Source organism: Nocardia grenadensis, from assembly GCF_050942415.1.
Taxonomy (GTDB): domain Bacteria; phylum Actinomycetota; class Actinomycetes; order Mycobacteriales; family Mycobacteriaceae; genus Nocardia; species Nocardia grenadensis.
Genome location: NZ_CP192054.1, coordinates 4039390 through 4054885 on the forward strand (window position 1 = coordinate 4039390; position 15496 = coordinate 4054885).

Below are 15496 nucleotides of genomic sequence, written 5' to 3' on the forward strand. Positions count from 1 at the left end.
CACGGTGACCGATTCCGAAATTGTGGGTGGCACTGTTACCTCGCTTCTTCACCCGGTACCGAGGCCGGAATGTCGCGGCCGACCGGAAACCGGATCACTTGACGATCAAGCCGTCGAGTACGCGGGGGTCGCCGATCAGGCCGGCCTCGGCCGTGAGCGTCGCCAAGCCGTCGATTTCGTCCCGATCGACGGCCGGCCCCCACACCGGTAGCCGGACGCTCTCGGCGACACCCTCGTCCAGCGTCAGATAGGTGTTCAGCGACTGACGTACTTCGTCGGGGTGCGCGGCGGCGTACTCGAAGGATTTCTCCAGTGCGGTGGTGAACCGCTCGACCACGTCCGGACGGTCGGCCAGCATCTTCTCGGAGGCGAACCATCCGGCGAACGGAATACCCTCGCCCATGGCCGCGTAGCCGACCGGCAACGGGCGCGCGCCCGCCTTCTCGGCGATCGTGATGAACGGCTCGCCCACCATCGCTCCGGCGATCTGGCCCGATTCGAGGCCCGCGACCATATTGGGGATGGGCATTTCGACCAGCGTGACATCCTCGGGAGCGAGCCCGCCCTTCTCGAGGCCGGCACGCACCGCGACCTCGCTGATGCCCTTCAGCGTGTTGATCCCGACGGTTTTTCCTTTCAGGTCCGCCACGGTGCGGATCGACGGGTCCGAGACCATCAGCTGGCCCGATCCGTCGTCGAGAACGTCGTCCGACGCGCGGGCGCCGATCGCGACCAGTTTGAGCGGAAGCCCCTGCTCGCGGGCCACGAGCAGGCTGGCCAGGTTGGAATAGCCGAAGTCGAAGTCGCCGCTCATGACGCCGGGCACGATCGCGGCGCCGCCCTGGGCGTCCTGCGTGGTCACGTCGAGTCCTTCGGCGGCGAACAGACCGCGTGCGACGCCCAATTTGACGGGAGCGACATCGATGATGGGGATGATTCCGAGCTTGACAGCGCCGCTGTCCTCGGCACCGGATCCACCGGCGCCGCAGCCTGTCAACGCGGTCGCCGCCAGCAGGCTCAACGCGACGGCGAATGCCCGCACGCTTTTCGGAAAGTTCGGCATGGGTCTCCTTGCTGGTACCCCCGGATCAGTATCGACTATAATCAATCACAATTGATAACGATCGACATGGCTTTCGCGAAAATTCAGTGTTACGAATCTTCCGAAGCCGGTAACCCGGCCGACACGGACTCACCTCGCGGCCGCCTCACCTGGCACATCCCCACCCCTCGACCCGACCCAAGGAGTCCCATGTCCGCACTCGACCTGTCCGGCGTAGTCGATATCCTCGCCACCGCGCAGCGCACCGGAACCGCCGTGGACCAGTTCGGTGCCGAGCTCACGCTCGGCGACGCCTACGCCGTCCAAAGGGCACTGCTCGACCGCCGCCGTGCGGATGGAGCGGTCTATGTGGGGCCGAAGCTCGGGTTCACCAGCCGCGCGAAGATGGCCCAGATGGGTGTCGACGAGGTGATAGTCGGCTGGCTCGTCGACGATATGCAGATCCCCTCCGGCGGCACCCTCTCCCTCGAACGGCTCGTCCACCCGCGGGCGGAGCCGGAGATAGCGTTCCGTCTCGGCCGCGACGTGAGCCCGAACGATCCGGACGACGACATCATCGACGCGGTCGACGCCGTGGCCCCCGCCCTCGAAATCATCGATTCGCGGTACCGGAACTTCCGGTTCAGCCTCCCCGACGTGGTCGCGGACAACACCTCGGCATGCCGATTCGTCGTCGGCGCATGGCAACCCGCGAACTCCACCACCGAGGTGGCCGAGCTACCCGTCACCTTGAGCTTGGACGGTGAACCGGCCGAGACCGGGACCACCTCGGCAATCCTGGACAACCCGTGGAACGCGCTCCGCGAACTGTCGACAATAGCCGGACGTTACGGTTACGCCCTGCCCGCCGGCGCGGTCGTCCTCGCCGGCGGCGCGACAGCGGCCGCATCGATCGACTCGTGCACCCACATCAGGGTGGACGTGCACGGCCTGGGCAGCGTGACTCTCGACATCGCACCACGTGGACAGGCCCGCACCGTCGACTAAGTTGTGCAGGGTGACGGCGACAACCTCCACCGAATCGGGCGGCCTACCGTCCGGGCACACCATCGATCCGGAGTTCGCGGACCTACCGCTGGCGGCGCTGACGGAATCGGCCCTGGCCGCGGCCCGCGCGGCCGGGGCCGAGCACGCCGATCTGCGAGTGCACCGGTTGTGTACGCAGACACTGCGGTTACGCGATGGCCGGGTGGAGGCACTGACCGATACCGTCGAACTCGGGTTCGCGGTCCGCGTCATCGTCGACGGCACCTGGGGTTTCGCCTCGCACGCGGCGCTGACCCGGGAGACCGCGGCCGAGGTCGCACGGTCCGCGGTGGCCGTGGCGACCACCTTGCGCGCCCTCAACCGGGAACGCGTCGAACTCGCCGCCGAACCCCGCTACAACAACGCCCGCTGGATCTCCGACTACCGGATCGATCCGTTCACCGTGGCCTCGGCCGACAAAGTGGCGCTGCTCCAGGACTATTCGGGCCGGCTGACCGCCGCCGACGGCGTCGACCACGTCACCGCCTCACTTCTCCAGGTCAAGGAGCAGACCTACTACGCCGACACCGCGGGCTCCTCGATCACCCAGCAGCGGGTGCGTCTGCACCCGCAACTGGAGGCGATCACCGTGGACACCGCCTCCGGCGGGTTCGAGACCATGCGCACTCTGGCGCCCCCGGTCGGCCGCGGCTGGGAGTACGTCACCGGCGCCGACGGGGTCTGGGACTGGGATACCGAACTGGCCCGCATCCCGGAATGGCTGGCCGAGAAGGTGAAGGCGCCGACCGTCACCGCGGGCCCGACCGATCTGGTGATCGACCCCACCAACCTGTGGCTCACCATCCACGAATCCATCGGCCACGCCACCGAGTACGACCGCGCGATCGGCTACGAATCCGCCTACGCCGGAACCTCGTTCGCGACCCCGGATCTGCTGGGCACGCTGCGCTACGGCACTCCGGTCATGCATGTCACCGCCGACCGGGTCCAGCCGCACGGGCTGGCCACCGTCGGCTACGACGACGACGGAGTGGCCGGTCAGCGCTGGGACCTGGTGCGCGACGGCGTGCTGGTGGGCTACCAGCTCGACCGGGTGTTCGCGCCGCGACTGGGCCTGGACCGCTCCAACGGCTGTTCCTACGCCGATTCGCCGCATCACGTACCGATCCAGCGGATGGCCAATGTCTCGCTACAGCCCGACCCCGAAGCCGATACCAGTACCGCGGAGCTGATCTCGCGGGTGTCCGACGGCATCTACATCGTCGGCGACAAGAGCTGGTCGATCGATATGCAGCGCTACAACTTCCAGTTCACCGGGCAGCGGTTCTTCCGGATCCGCAACGGTGAGCTGGCCGGCCAGTTGCGTGATGTCGCCTATCAGGCGACCACCACGGATTTCTGGGGTTCGATGGAGGCGGTCGGCGGATCGTCGACCTGGCAGCTGGGCGGCGCGTTCAACTGCGGTAAGGCGCAGCCCGGCCAGGTCGCGGCGGTCAGCCACGGCTGCCCGTCGGTGCTGGTACGCGGCGTGAACGTCCTCAACACCCGGACGGAGGCAGGACGATGACGGTGACCGGTGCGGGTGTACTGCCCGCGGGTGCGGTGGTCGAGCGGGCTCTCGGCGCGTCCCGGGCCGATGAGGCGATCGTGATCGTGAGCGACGAATACGAGGCCTCGCTGCGCTGGGCCGGCAACTCCATGACCACCAACGGCGCCTCCGTCTCGCGACGCTGGTCGGTGATCTCGGTGTTCCGGGACGGGCCGCGCTCGGCACGCGTGGGGAGTGTGGCCTCGACCAGTGTCGACCCCGCCGATATCGAGGCCGTGGTGCGGGCGAGTGAGGAGGCCGCCCGATCCGCCGAACCGGCCCGCGACGCCATGCCGCTGCTGGACACGAACGCGGTTCCGGCGGCACCGGATTGGGAGCAGGCGCCGGCCGTCACCGGGATCGATGTGTTCGCCGGGCTCGCCGCCGATCTGGCCACCGGTTTCGACGGCGGCGACCGGCTCTACGGTTTCGCACACCATCAGGTGCAGACCACCTGGCTCGGCACCTCCACCGGTGTCCGGCGCCGCTACACCCAGCCCACCGGGTCGATCGAGATCAACGGCAAGCGCGGCGACGGGGCGGAACTGGCCAGCGCCTGGGTGGGCGCCGGCACCGCCGATTTCACCGATGTGGACACCCCCGGTCTGCTGGCGGAACTGGCCCGGCGGCTGGACTGGTCGGCGCGGCGGGTGGAACTGCCCGCCGGACGGTACGAAACCCTGCTACCACCCTCGGCGGTCGCTGATCTGCTCATCTACATGTACTGGTCCATGGAGGGCCGGGGTGCGCAGGAAGGGCACACCGCGTTCGCCGCCGCGGGCGGTACCCGGGTCGGCGAGAAGCTCACCGATCTTCCGCTCACCCTCTTCTCCGATCCGGCGGCACCCGGCCTGCAGTGCCTGCCCTTCGTAGCCACCCCCGCCTCGTCGGAGACGGTCTCGGTCTTCGACAACGGCCTGTCCGCGCCGCGGGTGGACTGGCTGCGCGACGGTGCGATCGCCGATCTGGTGTACCCGCGTGCCACCGCCGCCGACTACGCCGTCTCGCCCACCGTCCCGGTGCAGAACCTGCTGCTCACCGGCGGTTCCGCGGCAACGCTGGACGAGATGATCGCCCGCACCGAACGCGGTCTGCTACTCACCACCCTCTGGTACATCCGCGAGGTCGACCCGGCCACCCTGCTGCTCACCGGGCTCACCCGCGATGGTGTCTACCTGGTGGAGAACGGGGAGGTCACCGCGGCGGTGAACAATTTCCGGTTCAACGAGAGCCCACTGGACCTGCTGCGCCGGGTCACCGAGGCCGGGGCCACCGAACTCACGCTGCCGCGGGAATGGAAGGACTGGTTCACCCGCACGGCCATGCCGCCGCTGCGGATCCCGGACTTCCACATGTCGTCGGTGAGCCGGGCGACCTGAACCCGCGAAGCGTCGTCCCGGGACTTCACCCCACACCGATGCGACCCGGCTCGGCGCCGGGCAGGCAGGAGTCGGCCGGCAAGCGGCACCGCGGGGCCGGCAAGCGTCCGCGACGGAAGATGTCCGCCACCGGCCTCGTCGTGTCGGCGCCGGGCGAGTGGGCGTCGCCGACAGTGATCACGCGGGATGTGTTGCTGCCGGCGCCGGGAAATCTATTCTGCTCGCGGTACACGCGGGAAACGGTCGATCACGCCACCGCAGTCAGCACTCGGGGCCCGTCGGCGGTGATCGCTACGGTGTGCTCGGAATGGGCGGTGCGGGAGCCGTCGGCCGAGCGGATGGTCCAGCCGTCGGCATCGGTGACGATCCGGTCTGTGGTGGCGGCGAACCACGGTTCCAGGGCGAGGGTGAGGCCGGGCCGCAGCCGGAAGCCGCGGCCCGCGCGTCCGGCGTTGGCGACGTGCGGGTCCTCGTGCATGGTGCGCCCGAGCCCGTGACCGCCGAACTCGGTATTGACCGGGTATCCGTAGGCGCGGGCCACAGCGGAGATCGCCGCGGAGATGTCCCCGATCCGGTTACCCGGCTGCGCGGCCTCGATGGCCGCGGCCAGCGCCTCCTCGGTGGCCCGCACCAGGCGCAGATCCGCAGCGGCGGGTGTGCCGACGATAACGGTGGTGGCGGCGTCGGCGACCCAGCCGCCGATACTCAGCGCCAGATCCGCGGTCAGCACATCACCGTCGCGTAGCGCGTAGTCGAAGGGCAGGCCGTGCAGGACAGCGTCGTTGACCGACAGGCAGACCGTATTGCGGAACGGACCACGCCCGAACGAGGGCGCGTAGTCCCAGTAACACGACACCGCGCCCCGCTGCCGGATCCGTTCGCGCACGATCATCTCCAGGTCGAGCAGGTTCACGCCCACCGCCGCGACCGCCCGCAGTTCCGCCAGGATCTCCGCCACGAACGCCCCCGCGACGCGCATCCGCTCGATCTCCTCGGGCGATTTCAACTCCACCATCACAACCTCCACAGCCAGTGGTATTTCTATACCGTCATTGCGGTACATTAATACCACTCTTTAGAATGGGGGTATGGTCCGCCTGCCCCTCACCGCCACCCAGATCGACGCCGGCCGCCGTCTCGGAGTCCGGTTGCGTACCGCCCGTGACGCGCGCGACCTCGCCGAGGTCGCGCGCGCGGCCGGGATCTCCCCGGAGACCCTGCGCAAGATCGAGACCGGCCGCCTTCCCTCGCCGGGCTTCGGCACGGTTGTTTCCCTGAGCCGCGTTCTCGAACTGCCCCTCGAGGAGCTTGCCGAGATCTGGACCGCGGACAATCTCGCCGAATCCGCCTGAAGGATCCGGAACGGCCTGGCCATCGGCTCCCCGCGGCCTGGGCACGGCCCTGCATTTCCGGACACCGACGCGATCACCGAGCGTCGACGACGTAAGCCCCAACCGCCGCGCCGAGTAGTCCGCTGCGCTCGCTCTGGCCCGACGGTCACCAATGGACCATCCGATCGCCGAGCAGGAGTGAGCGATCGGCTTGCACCGCACTGTCGCGCCCCGGGCCACCTCGGCGCGCAGTGGACACGCGAGGACGACCTCACGAGAGATCGCACTCCCGGATGCGTCCACGGGACCCAGCTCGGCTGGAACATCGCCTGGGTCTACGCGGTCGAACTGACCCGCCGGGCCACCGACCCGCGGGACGAACACGAGCGGATGTCCGGAGCAGCAGGTGACCGACGGTCCAATCGAGCGGGAGACGTATCCGCCGACCGCCCGGGCCTACGCGCCGTCATCACGAACAGGACGGTAAACAGCGAATTCCCACCGCGCGATCCGGCCGATCGCCCGGGCCAGCGCATCCCAGGTCGGATATTCCAGATCACGCAGGAAATCCTCGATGTAGCGGCGAAGCTCGGCGGTATCGATACGGTCGAGCACCAGCGCGTGATCGGCCGGCCGGAACCCGCGCCCGCCCGCAACCTCCGCGCTGTCACCCGAAGCCCGGACGACGAGGTCGAACGCCTCCTCCCCCGCGTCGCCCGCCGGGCCGATCATCAACTGCACCAACACGTCGTCGGCCGCGCTCACAGCGGCCGGGTTCGCGAGATCGACGTCCGGGCTGTACATTCCCTTGAGCTCCGCTCTCATCACCGCTCCTCGATCTCCAGATGCGCGTTGCTCTCCCAGTGCCGGGCGGTCATCGGGCGTGATTCGTAATTGGCCTCAACACTCCGCCCGGAAGGCTTCTGCTGGGGCGGGCGATACTGCCGCAATCCGTCGTCGCTGACCCAGCGATAGGCGCTGCCGTAGGGCAACCGCCTGGCATCGGCCCCGACCCAGGCGAGTCCAGCGGCATCGGCCTCGGCCCGCCCGGCCCGGCCGATACCGAAATTGCCGGCGCGCGCCCCCGCACTGCGCACGATCTCGACCACCCGCCGCCGATCCGGCCGAGCCGGTGCCGGCTTTTCGGAGTCCGCGCGCGGCACCGCTGCAGCGCTTCCGGCGGGAGCCTCCGCACCGGTCCGCCCCTCGGCGGCGGCCGTTCCGCTCCCTGGGATACGCTCCGCTCCCGCTGCGTCCCCGGCCACAAGCTTCCTCGCCCCGGTCCCGGTGCCGAGGTCGAGCAAACCATCAACTTCAACCCGGACCTTCTGGACGTAGGTATGGATATAGTTGGACAGAAGGTTCGCGAATGCGACGTACTCGCCTGCGACACGCGACACCAGCAGCCTCCCAGAAATTGAATATTGAAGAGCCTCCGCGACAGTATCGAATCGATATTCAGCGGCTGTCGATACCGATAGAAGCCGTCGGCGCTCAGGGCAAACGACCAGATGAGCGGTCACAAAGGTGATCAGGTGTGGCCCAGGCCAGGTCGGCCTGACCGTGAGGACATCGTCGAGTGTGACCAGTGCGAGATCGCGCTCCTGGATGATATCCATTAATCGTCCGCTCCGCGTCCGCCGCACCACTCTGCGCGGCACGACAACCCGCCAGGGCCGCCACAGTGCCCGCGGCCAGCACGGACAACACCCGACGCCTGTACATCGCCACCTCGATCGAATCGCGCTACCGGCAGGATCCATTGACGCTCGAGCGGTGCAGACGCTACCGGCGCGCGCAGAGCAGGGAGCGGACCGCCACGCAGGAGTTTCGACGGCGATACGGCAGGCGCTTACCGTGCCCCTATGAGATTTCGAGATGCCGATCCCGGACACGAACCAGGCAAGCCGGGGCCGGCTTACCGCGCCGCACTCGCTCGCGCCGCCGAGGCGCGAGCCCACGACGGTAGAAGGTGGGTTCGGCCGGCGATCATCCTGCTCACGGGACTACTGGTGTCCGCATGCACCGGAGAAGCACCCGCACCGGCGGCAGCCGACGACGTCCTGGGCACCGTCGTGCACGAAACCTTCACGTCATTGCGCGCGGCCCACGGCATCCCCGGCATCGCCGTGGGCGTGATCGACGGGGATCGGACCCAGGTCTTCGAATTCGGCACCACCGCCCCCGGTGGTGATCGCCCGGTCACCGAACAGACGATCTTCGAGATCGGCTCGCTCAGCAAATTGTTCACCACATTGCTGGCCGGATCCGCTGCGTCCCAGGAGCGGCTCGACTTCGACGACACCCCCGGCACGTACCTGCCGCGGTTACGGGACCACCCGATCGACAACGCGCGGATCAGGGATATCGCGACCTATACCGCGGGTGGCCTGCCGCAACAGTTTCCCTCCGAGGTGACGACGGAGGCCGAGATGTGGCGCTACTTCCAACAGTGGCACCCGACGTACCCGGTGGGGAGCACCCGCCTCTACGGCAACCCGGGTATGGCCCTGCTGGGGCAGGCGACCGCCGCGTCGCTCGGTCGCCCGTTCGAGGACGCGATGCGCGCCGAGATACTGGAACCGCTCGGCCTCCGGCACACATACTTCGATGTACCGGAGACAGCGCAGGACGACTACGCTTGGGGGACGGCGCGGTCGGGTGCTCCGGTACGGGTTTCTCCCGGTCCGGGTGATGCCGAGGCCTACGGGTTGAAAACGACCGCAGCCGACCTGCTGTCGTTCGTCGCGGCGAATATGGACAACCGGCGCGCTCCGCTCGCCCTGCGCGGAGCGCTGGACGCGACCCGGCGCGGCTACTACCGAATCGGCACGATGACACAGGCGCTGGGCTGGGAACGTTTCGAGTACCCCACCTCGCTCGAGGCGCTTCAGGCCGGCAACTCGGCCGAGGTCATCAACCGGCCCCTGCCGGTCGAACCGGCCCCGGCCGTATCCGGTCCGGCGTTTTTCGACAAGACCGGCTCTACCGGGGGATTCGGCGCCTACGCCACATTCGTACCGAGCCGTTCTCTCGCTGTAGTCGTACTGATGAACCGGAGTATTCCGATACCTGCCCGGATCGCCGCCGCCCACCGGGTCCTCGATGCCCTCGATTCCGTGTAGCGACCACTCATGGCGTGCGGTCGGCGTGGCCGCACACGGAGTCACCGGCCTCGGGGGCATCGTCGAGCCGACGGCGGACGGTATCGTCACGACGGTCGTGGCGCCGACGCCCCCGCCAGAACTCTCCGGCGAGCCCGGTCCAGCGGGCGGGGAACTCCCTGCTCAGTGATGGCGTGTGGAGGTGGTGGATTTGCTGGGCTTCTTCTTGCTCTTGTTCTTGCCGTCGCTGTCGGGCTCCCATTCGTAGCCGGGAGTCCCGTTCTCGCAGTATGAGTCGGCGACCTTGGTGTCGGTGGCGTCGAATTCACACCAGCGGTCGCTACTGCAGGCGACCGAGCCGAAGCCGGCCGCGAGGGCGATCACCACGGTGCCGGTGACAGCGCGCGGACGGGTGCCGGAATACATATTCTCTCCTGGGTCTTTCGTGGGAAGGGTGACCGCCGACAGCGGATCAGGGAGTGAGCCGGAGGCGGGCCACAACGGCACGATGGTCCGAACCCGCGAGGGTGAATGTACTGATGTGCTCGGTGGTGCCGCCGGATACCAGAATATGGTCGATACCGATCAGCGGACCCCAGGCTCGGTCGGCCGGATAGGTGAGCAGCCGGCCCGCACCGGCCTGTTCGGCGGCGGCGGCGAAATCGCCGCTCACCAGGCGGCGGAAGGCCATGTGGTCACTGGTCGCGTTGAAATCGGCGCCGACCACCGCCGGTCCCGGTGATGCGCGCAGGATGGTGTCGACGGCGCTCATCTCCTTCGCCCAGACCGCGGCGTCCGCGGTCGGCGGGAGCGGGTGGAATGCGTGGACCGCGACGGATCCGAGGGCGGGATGGGTGAGCGTCGCGGACAGGTTGCCGAGCACGAACTCCTGGTGCCGGACCGGATCCGAGAGCGGGAACCGGCTGTAGATACCGGTACCTCCGCCGCCGGGGCCCGGGTCCAGATAGTTGTACGGGAGCACAGCGCCGAGACCTGCCGCGGCCAGGGCATCGACTGCCTCGGGCGTGAGTTCGTCCACGGTGAACACATCGACGCCACGCTCCCGGACCGCGGTCACGAGGCCGGTCGTATCCGCCCGGCCGAACAGTAGATTCGATTGCAGCACGGTCAGTTCGACGCCGGTCGCGGCGCGGCTGTCCGGAACGAACAGCGGCAGCTGGGTCCACAGCACACCGGCGAGTACGATCACCGCCGCCGCGGCGCTGCGCCATCCGCGCGCGGCCAGGAAGAACAGCAGGGCTGCCACGGCGCCCAGCATCAGATACGTCGCGCCCGCGGCCAGCAGGATCAGTTCCCGCCGCTGCCAGCCCCCGAGATGGAGAGCCAGACCGAAGGTCCCGGCCAGCAGCACACACCGCCCCGCGCCGAGCAGCACCTGGCGGACAACTCCGTGCGTCATACCCGTAAACCTATCGGGCGCGCTCGAGAGAACCTTGCGAAGTTCTTGCGGCGAAGCTCATCCGGCCCGTGCTACCTCGGTTCGGTGCACGCCGGCCGAATCGCATCCGCGATAGTCCGGCGCGCGAAACCGTACGCCGATCGCGCGGCCGGAGCCGCGACCGGCAGTCGGAGCACCGGAACCGAGCGGGCCGGCTACCTGCGATCGGCGTTCAGAGCATCCCCCCGGCATCGATCTGCTGGGTGGTCCCGGTGATGTAGCGGCCGTCGTCGGAGACCAGATGCAGCACCGTGGCGGTGATGTCCTCCGGCTCGAGGGCCACCACCGGGAGCCGGTTCAGCGTGCGGGCCGCCTCTTCGAAGTCGGCGCGGTCCGGGTTCGGCAGATCCGGCCGGAACAGGCGGTAGGTGGCGTCGTTGAGGATCATGGGGGTGGCGACGGTGGTCGGATGCACCGTGTTCACCCGGATATCGTGCGGGGCGAGTTCTTTGGCGAGCACCTTCATCAGCATCACCAGTCCGGCCTTGGCCGCCGAATAGTGCGCGGTGTTCTCGTTGACGTGGAACGCGGCCAGCGAACTCGTGATCACCACGGAGCCACCGCGGCCGCCCTCGATAATGTGCGGAACAGCGGCCTTGAGCGATTTCCACACCCCGGTGAGGTTGATATCGATCATGTCCTGCCAGACGTCTTCGCTCATCTCCAGCGTCGGGGCCGGACTGGAGATCCCGGCATTGGCGACGACGATATCCAGCCGCCCGAATTCCGCCACCCCCGCCGAGACCGCCGCGGTCAGGGCGGCGAGATCACGGACATCGCCGTCCCGGGCGACGATACGGCGACCGGTGGCCTCCACCAGGCGGACGGTCTCCGCGAGGTCGGCGGCATCGGCCAGCGGGTACGGAACAGTAGCGACCTCGGCCGTGGTGTCGACGGCGATGATATCGGCCCCCTCCTGCGCAAAACGTACTGCGTGGGAGCGCCCCTGGCCCCGCGCGGCCCCCGTGACGAATGCGGTCTTGCCATTCAATTTGCCCATGAAGTACTCCGTATCCCGCGCTGCATCTGCACTTTTGCCGCAACTCGACAATATGACACCAACTGTCGAAAGTCGATGATCGATATGCCCATTCACGGCAACCCGCGCGCAACCTTCCCGACGGAGAATGTCCTATGATCTTGGTGCCCGCAGCGCAGCGGACCGGCCGAAACAGTTCCCGGGCCAACGTCTCTGCACCGCCCTGCCGTTGGCTGCCGATATGCTTGGAGCACGCCATGATCACGCCGCCAGACCCCGTGCCAGCACTCTCGGGACCCGGTCGAGGCGACGAAGAGCGATATCCGCTGCACTCCGCCGAATTCACCGCCGACCCGCACCGCGCCTATCAGGAGATGCGGGAACGTCACGGCGCCCTGGTGCCGGTGGAACTGGCGCCCGGTGTCCCCGCCACCTTGGTGATCGGATACCGCGCCGCCCTGCGCATTCTCAACGACCCGGCCCGGTTTCCCGCCGATCCCCGCCACTGGGAGAAAACCGTCCCCGCCGACTGTCCGGTGCTGCCGGTACTGCAGTACCGGCCGAACGCACCGCGCAGTGCCGGCGCCGAGCACACGCGCTACCGGGGTGCCGTCACCGCGGCGCTGGCCGGGGTGGACCTGCACCGGCTGCGCGATACCGTCGAACGCGTCGCGGCACCGCTGATCAATACGTTCTGCGAGTCCGGTTCGGCCGATCTGGTCGCCCAGTACGCCTTTCCGCTGACCTTCGAGGTCATCAACACGATGCTCGGCTGCCCACCCGAGATCAGCGACCGCGCCGCCGCCGCGACGGCCGCCATCTTCGACGGCGTCGACTCCGAGAAGGGCAATCTGATGTTCGGCGAGGCGGTGCAGGAACTGGTGGACGCCAAACGCGCCGAACCCGGCGACGATGTCACCACCCGGCTCCTGCACCACTCCGCGGCGCTCGACGCGAACGAGATGACCCACCAGGTGGTGGCCCTCTACGGCGTCGGCATGGGGCCGATGCAGAGCCTGATCATCAACACGCTGTGCTTGATCCTCACCGACGAGAGGTTCGCCGACGAGATGCTCGGCGGCGCGCTGGCGACCCGCGACGCGCTCGACGACGTGCTGTTCGACGATCCGCCGCTACCCAACGCGAGCGTCACCTATCCGCGGCAGCCCACCCTGGTCGACGACGTCTGGCTGCCGGCCCACCAGCCGGTGGTGATCAGCCTCGCCGGGTGCAACAGGGATCCGGAGATCGGGACCGGCCACCACACCGGCAACCGGTCGCATCTGGCCTGGGGCGCCGGCCCACACGCCTGCCCGGCCCAGCCGACAGCGTATCTGATCGCACAGGAGGCCATCGACCAGTTGCTCGACGCGCTGCCCGAGCTGCGGCTCGCGGTCCCGGTGGCGGAACTGGTCTGGCGGCCGGGCGTCCTGCACCGCACCCTCGCCGCGCTACCGGTCACCTTCCCGCCCACACCACCGCTGCCGTTGGGCTGAAGCGCGGTCCCGCGCAGGTGACCCGATCGAGCGTCCGTTCTGCCGCGGCGGGGCCCTCGGCTACCGCACGTCGGTACTCGCGGCGATCGCCTCGCTCTGGATCCGGTCGAACTGCGCGCTCATGGCCTCGGCCAAAGCGGTCGCTGCCGAGAGCGGACGCACCATCACCATGAAATCGTCGATCTTGCCGTCTTCGTCGACGTGCAGGAAATCGCAGCCGGTGAGCCGCTTACCCGCGACCGTCGCTTCGAATACCAGCGCATGGTCGCGGCCGCCGGGGTCGGCGATCTCCCGGATGTAGCGGAAATCCTCGAAAACGCGGAGCACACCGCGCAGGATGGCCGCGGTGATGGGTTTGCCCGGATAGGGCTTGTACGCCACCGGGCTGGTGAACACCACATTGTCGGCCAGCAGTGCCTCGATGGCGGCGGAATCGCGCTCCTCCACGGCCTTGCGGAACGGATGCATGCCGAAACCTCGCCCACTCGATATGCCGGCCGGACCTTGGCCGACCGATGCCTTGTGAACGCTAACCAGATCGCCCACCGATGTCCACGGTCGAGCCCACCGGCCGCACCCATCCGCCCCGACCTACGCGGGCGCCGACATACCGATCGAACTCCACGCGAAACCGGTCCGGCTCCCGGGGTGGGGCGAGAACAGCCTCGGCACGCGGCCATGCGCCGAAACGGTCCGTGCCGGGCGGGTGTTCTCGCAACGAGGGCATCGAACGCTCGGGCGGCGCGGAGAGCTCGGCGAATGACCACCCGCCGGTCCGAGGATTCAGTCCGCGGTACCCGTCCGGCGCGTGATCGCGATCCCGACCGACCCGCCGGCCCCGCGCAGCAGTTTGTGACCGCGGATCATCAGCTTGCCGCCGCGTCCGCGATCGGTGACCTACGGCGCGCAGCCGCTCTGTCATGGTGTTCGGCTCGCCGGTATCACCATTCCCGCTGCTACCATTCCCGGTGCTCTCCTGGCGCTCGGGGTCGAGAATGTTGCGGCCCGCGAGCCCCGGCGAGCGACAGCGAGACCCGGTCGGACGATACCGCCCGGCAGCTGTCGGAATCCGTAAGCCATGGAGTGGTGTCTGTGACCGACGAAATTTTCCTCGCCCACGTCGCCGACCGATTGGCCGACCTGCCGGCGGTGCGTGCCGTCACTCTCGGCGGATCACGCGCACAGGGCGCCCACACCCCGGACAGCGACTGGGACTTCGCGGTCTACTACCGGGGCGACTTCGACCCGGCGGATCTGCGCGCGGTCGGCTGGGCGGGCGATGTCTCCGAGGTAGGCGGCTGGGGCGGGGGCGTTTTCAACGGCGGAGCCTGGCTCACGATCGACGACCGGCACGTAGATGTCCACTACCGTGACCTCGACGTCGTAGAACACGAACTCGCCGAGGCCCGGCAGGGTCGCTTCCATTGGGAACCGCTGATGTTCCACCTCGCGGGCATCCCCAGTTACCTCGTGGTCGCCGAACTCGCCGTCAACCGGGTACTGCACGGCACTCTGCCCTGCCCCGCCTACCCGGTTGCGCTACGCCGCGCAGCTCCGCCGTCATGGCGCGACCGCGCGACCATGACACTGAACTACGCGCGCGAGGCATTTGTCCGACGCGGACAGGCCACCGAAGTCGCCGGCGCGCTGGCCACCGCCGCTGCGCAGACGGCCCATGCCATGCTGGCGGCTCGCGGCGAGTGGGTGACCAACGAGAAGCGGCTGCTGGACCGTGCCGGGCTGCGGGCCGTCGACGAGATCGTGGGCGGGCTGACGACCGACCCGGCGGTACTCGCCCGGGCAGTGGACACGGCCCGGGATCTGTTCACCGTCCCCGAGCCGGCCACCGGCGACACCGTGTGATCCGTTGTCGCCGATCGCCGGTTCGGCTCGGGTCACGGTGCGGTCTCGGCAAGATCGAATATCACATGTTCGCCAAGATCGGTTTTCCCGGGATGCGGCGCCGCCCGCGGGGCTTCTAGGCTCGCGGAGAGCCGCCGCCGCTCCCCCGTGACCAGGTGCGGCCCATCCGGACACGGCGTCACGGCGACGCCTACCGACTCGACCGGCCAACGGCGTGCCGGCACCGATAACGCGCCCCGAGCGCCGA

At 68.6% G+C, this 15496-nt stretch carries 15 protein-coding genes; 7 read left to right on the forward strand and 8 right to left on the reverse strand.

The features are described 5' to 3' along the window. Positions 1 to 94: 94 nt before the first annotated feature. On the reverse strand, positions 95 to 1063 hold the full coding sequence (locus ACQPYS_RS18350; RefSeq protein WP_433490301.1) for an ABC transporter substrate-binding protein: 969 nt from the start codon (positions 1061 to 1063) through the stop codon (positions 95 to 97). Positions 1064 to 1252: 189 nt separating this feature from the next. Between ACQPYS_RS18350 and ACQPYS_RS18355 the strand changes: the two genes are divergently transcribed. The 3 genes from ACQPYS_RS18355 (at position 1253) to ACQPYS_RS18365 (ending at position 5017) form a co-directional block, all read left to right on the forward strand. Beyond that, positions 1253 to 2050 (forward strand): 2-keto-4-pentenoate hydratase, encoded by a 798-nt coding sequence (locus tag ACQPYS_RS18355; RefSeq protein WP_433490302.1) that lies wholly within the window; start codon positions 1253 to 1255, stop codon positions 2048 to 2050. Between the two features lie 61 nt (positions 2051 to 2111). Next, positions 2112 to 3617, forward strand: coding sequence for a TldD/PmbA family protein (locus ACQPYS_RS18360; protein ID WP_433493076.1), 1506 nt, complete (start codon positions 2112 to 2114; stop codon positions 3615 to 3617). Further along, on the forward strand, positions 3614 to 5017 hold the full coding sequence (locus ACQPYS_RS18365) for a TldD/PmbA family protein (RefSeq protein WP_063038620.1): 1404 nt from the start codon (positions 3614 to 3616) through the stop codon (positions 5015 to 5017). The genes ACQPYS_RS18360 and ACQPYS_RS18365 overlap by 4 nt, the downstream gene beginning before the upstream one ends. A gap of 247 nt (positions 5018 to 5264) precedes the next feature. Here ACQPYS_RS18365 and map read toward each other — a convergent pair whose 3' ends face one another. Then, entirely contained in the window at positions 5265 to 6032 is a 768-nt protein-coding gene (gene map / locus ACQPYS_RS18370; protein ID WP_063038955.1) for a type I methionyl aminopeptidase, read from the reverse strand. 73 nt (positions 6033 to 6105) lie between these two features. Here map and ACQPYS_RS18375 point away from each other — a divergent pair, with 73 nt between their 5' ends. After that, positions 6106 to 6369, forward strand: a complete 264-nt coding sequence (locus tag ACQPYS_RS18375; RefSeq protein ID WP_063038622.1) for a helix-turn-helix transcriptional regulator — start codon at positions 6106 to 6108, stop codon at positions 6367 to 6369. A gap of 435 nt (positions 6370 to 6804) precedes the next feature. Here ACQPYS_RS18375 and ACQPYS_RS18380 read toward each other — a convergent pair whose 3' ends face one another. Together ACQPYS_RS18380 and ACQPYS_RS18385 are read right to left on the reverse strand one after the other, a co-directional pair. After that, entirely contained in the window at positions 6805 to 7113 is a 309-nt protein-coding gene (locus ACQPYS_RS18380; protein ID WP_433490303.1) for an Imm8 family immunity protein, read from the reverse strand. Positions 7114 to 7172: 59 nt separating this feature from the next. After that, positions 7173 to 7967, reverse strand: coding sequence for a hypothetical protein (locus ACQPYS_RS18385; RefSeq protein WP_433490304.1), 795 nt, complete (start codon positions 7965 to 7967; stop codon positions 7173 to 7175). A 246-nt stretch (positions 7968 to 8213) separates the two neighbouring features. Here ACQPYS_RS18385 and ampC point away from each other — a divergent pair, with 246 nt between their 5' ends. Further along, a complete protein-coding gene (ampC, locus tag ACQPYS_RS18390) occupies positions 8214 to 9473 on the forward strand; it encodes a class C beta-lactamase (protein WP_433490305.1) in 1260 nt (419 codons plus the stop codon). A 162-nt stretch (positions 9474 to 9635) separates the two neighbouring features. Here the strand turns inward: ampC and ACQPYS_RS18395 are convergent, their stop codons facing one another. The 3 genes from ACQPYS_RS18395 to ACQPYS_RS18405 form a co-directional block, all read right to left on the reverse strand. Further along, positions 9636 to 9878 carry a hypothetical protein gene (locus ACQPYS_RS18395; RefSeq protein WP_431940202.1) on the reverse strand — a complete coding sequence of 81 codons (243 nt, stop codon included), beginning with the start codon at positions 9876 to 9878 and terminating at the stop codon, positions 9636 to 9638. Positions 9879 to 9924: 46 nt separating this feature from the next. Beyond that, positions 9925 to 10872, reverse strand: a complete 948-nt coding sequence (locus ACQPYS_RS18400) for an endonuclease/exonuclease/phosphatase family protein (protein ID WP_433490306.1) — start codon at positions 10870 to 10872, stop codon at positions 9925 to 9927. A 211-nt stretch (positions 10873 to 11083) separates the two neighbouring features. Then, positions 11084 to 11911, reverse strand: a complete 828-nt coding sequence (locus ACQPYS_RS18405) for a mycofactocin-coupled SDR family oxidoreductase (protein ID WP_433490307.1) — start codon at positions 11909 to 11911, stop codon at positions 11084 to 11086. A 236-nt stretch (positions 11912 to 12147) separates the two neighbouring features. Here ACQPYS_RS18405 and ACQPYS_RS18410 point away from each other — a divergent pair, with 236 nt between their 5' ends. Further along, positions 12148 to 13386, forward strand: a complete 1239-nt coding sequence (locus tag ACQPYS_RS18410; RefSeq protein WP_431940205.1) for a cytochrome P450 — start codon at positions 12148 to 12150, stop codon at positions 13384 to 13386. Between the two features lie 60 nt (positions 13387 to 13446). Here the strand turns inward: ACQPYS_RS18410 and ACQPYS_RS18415 are convergent, their stop codons facing one another. Further along, positions 13447 to 13854 (reverse strand): nuclear transport factor 2 family protein, encoded by a 408-nt coding sequence (locus ACQPYS_RS18415; RefSeq protein WP_433490308.1) that lies wholly within the window; start codon positions 13852 to 13854, stop codon positions 13447 to 13449. A 618-nt stretch (positions 13855 to 14472) separates the two neighbouring features. Here ACQPYS_RS18415 and ACQPYS_RS18420 point away from each other — a divergent pair. Then, on the forward strand, positions 14473 to 15249 hold the full coding sequence (locus tag ACQPYS_RS18420) for a nucleotidyltransferase domain-containing protein (protein WP_433490309.1): 777 nt from the start codon (positions 14473 to 14475) through the stop codon (positions 15247 to 15249). Positions 15250 to 15496: the final 247 nt, after the last annotated feature.

Coding starts and splice junctions, on each gene's coding strand:
- ACQPYS_RS18350 (WP_433490301.1), bottom strand. CDS start 1,063: ATGCCGAACTTTCCGAAAAGCGTGCGGGCATTCGCCGTCGCGTTGAGC.
- ACQPYS_RS18355 (WP_433490302.1), top strand. CDS start 1,253: ATGTCCGCACTCGACCTGTCCGGCGTAGTCGATATCCTCGCCACCGCG.
- ACQPYS_RS18365 (WP_063038620.1), top strand. CDS start 3,614: ATGACGGTGACCGGTGCGGGTGTACTGCCCGCGGGTGCGGTGGTCGAG.
- map (WP_063038955.1), bottom strand. CDS start 6,032: ATGGTGGAGTTGAAATCGCCCGAGGAGATCGAGCGGATGCGCGTCGCG.
- ACQPYS_RS18375 (WP_063038622.1), top strand. CDS start 6,106: ATGGTCCGCCTGCCCCTCACCGCCACCCAGATCGACGCCGGCCGCCGT.
- ACQPYS_RS18385 (WP_433490304.1), bottom strand. CDS start 7,967: ATGGATATCATCCAGGAGCGCGATCTCGCACTGGTCACACTCGACGAT.
- ampC (WP_433490305.1), top strand. CDS start 8,214: ATGAGATTTCGAGATGCCGATCCCGGACACGAACCAGGCAAGCCGGGG.
- ACQPYS_RS18395 (WP_431940202.1), bottom strand. CDS start 9,878: ATGTATTCCGGCACCCGTCCGCGCGCTGTCACCGGCACCGTGGTGATC.
- ACQPYS_RS18400 (WP_433490306.1), bottom strand. CDS start 10,872: ATGACGCACGGAGTTGTCCGCCAGGTGCTGCTCGGCGCGGGGCGGTGT.
- ACQPYS_RS18405 (WP_433490307.1), bottom strand. CDS start 11,911: ATGGGCAAATTGAATGGCAAGACCGCATTCGTCACGGGGGCCGCGCGG.
- ACQPYS_RS18410 (WP_431940205.1), top strand. CDS start 12,148: ATGATCACGCCGCCAGACCCCGTGCCAGCACTCTCGGGACCCGGTCGA.
- ACQPYS_RS18415 (WP_433490308.1), bottom strand. CDS start 13,854: ATGCATCCGTTCCGCAAGGCCGTGGAGGAGCGCGATTCCGCCGCCATC.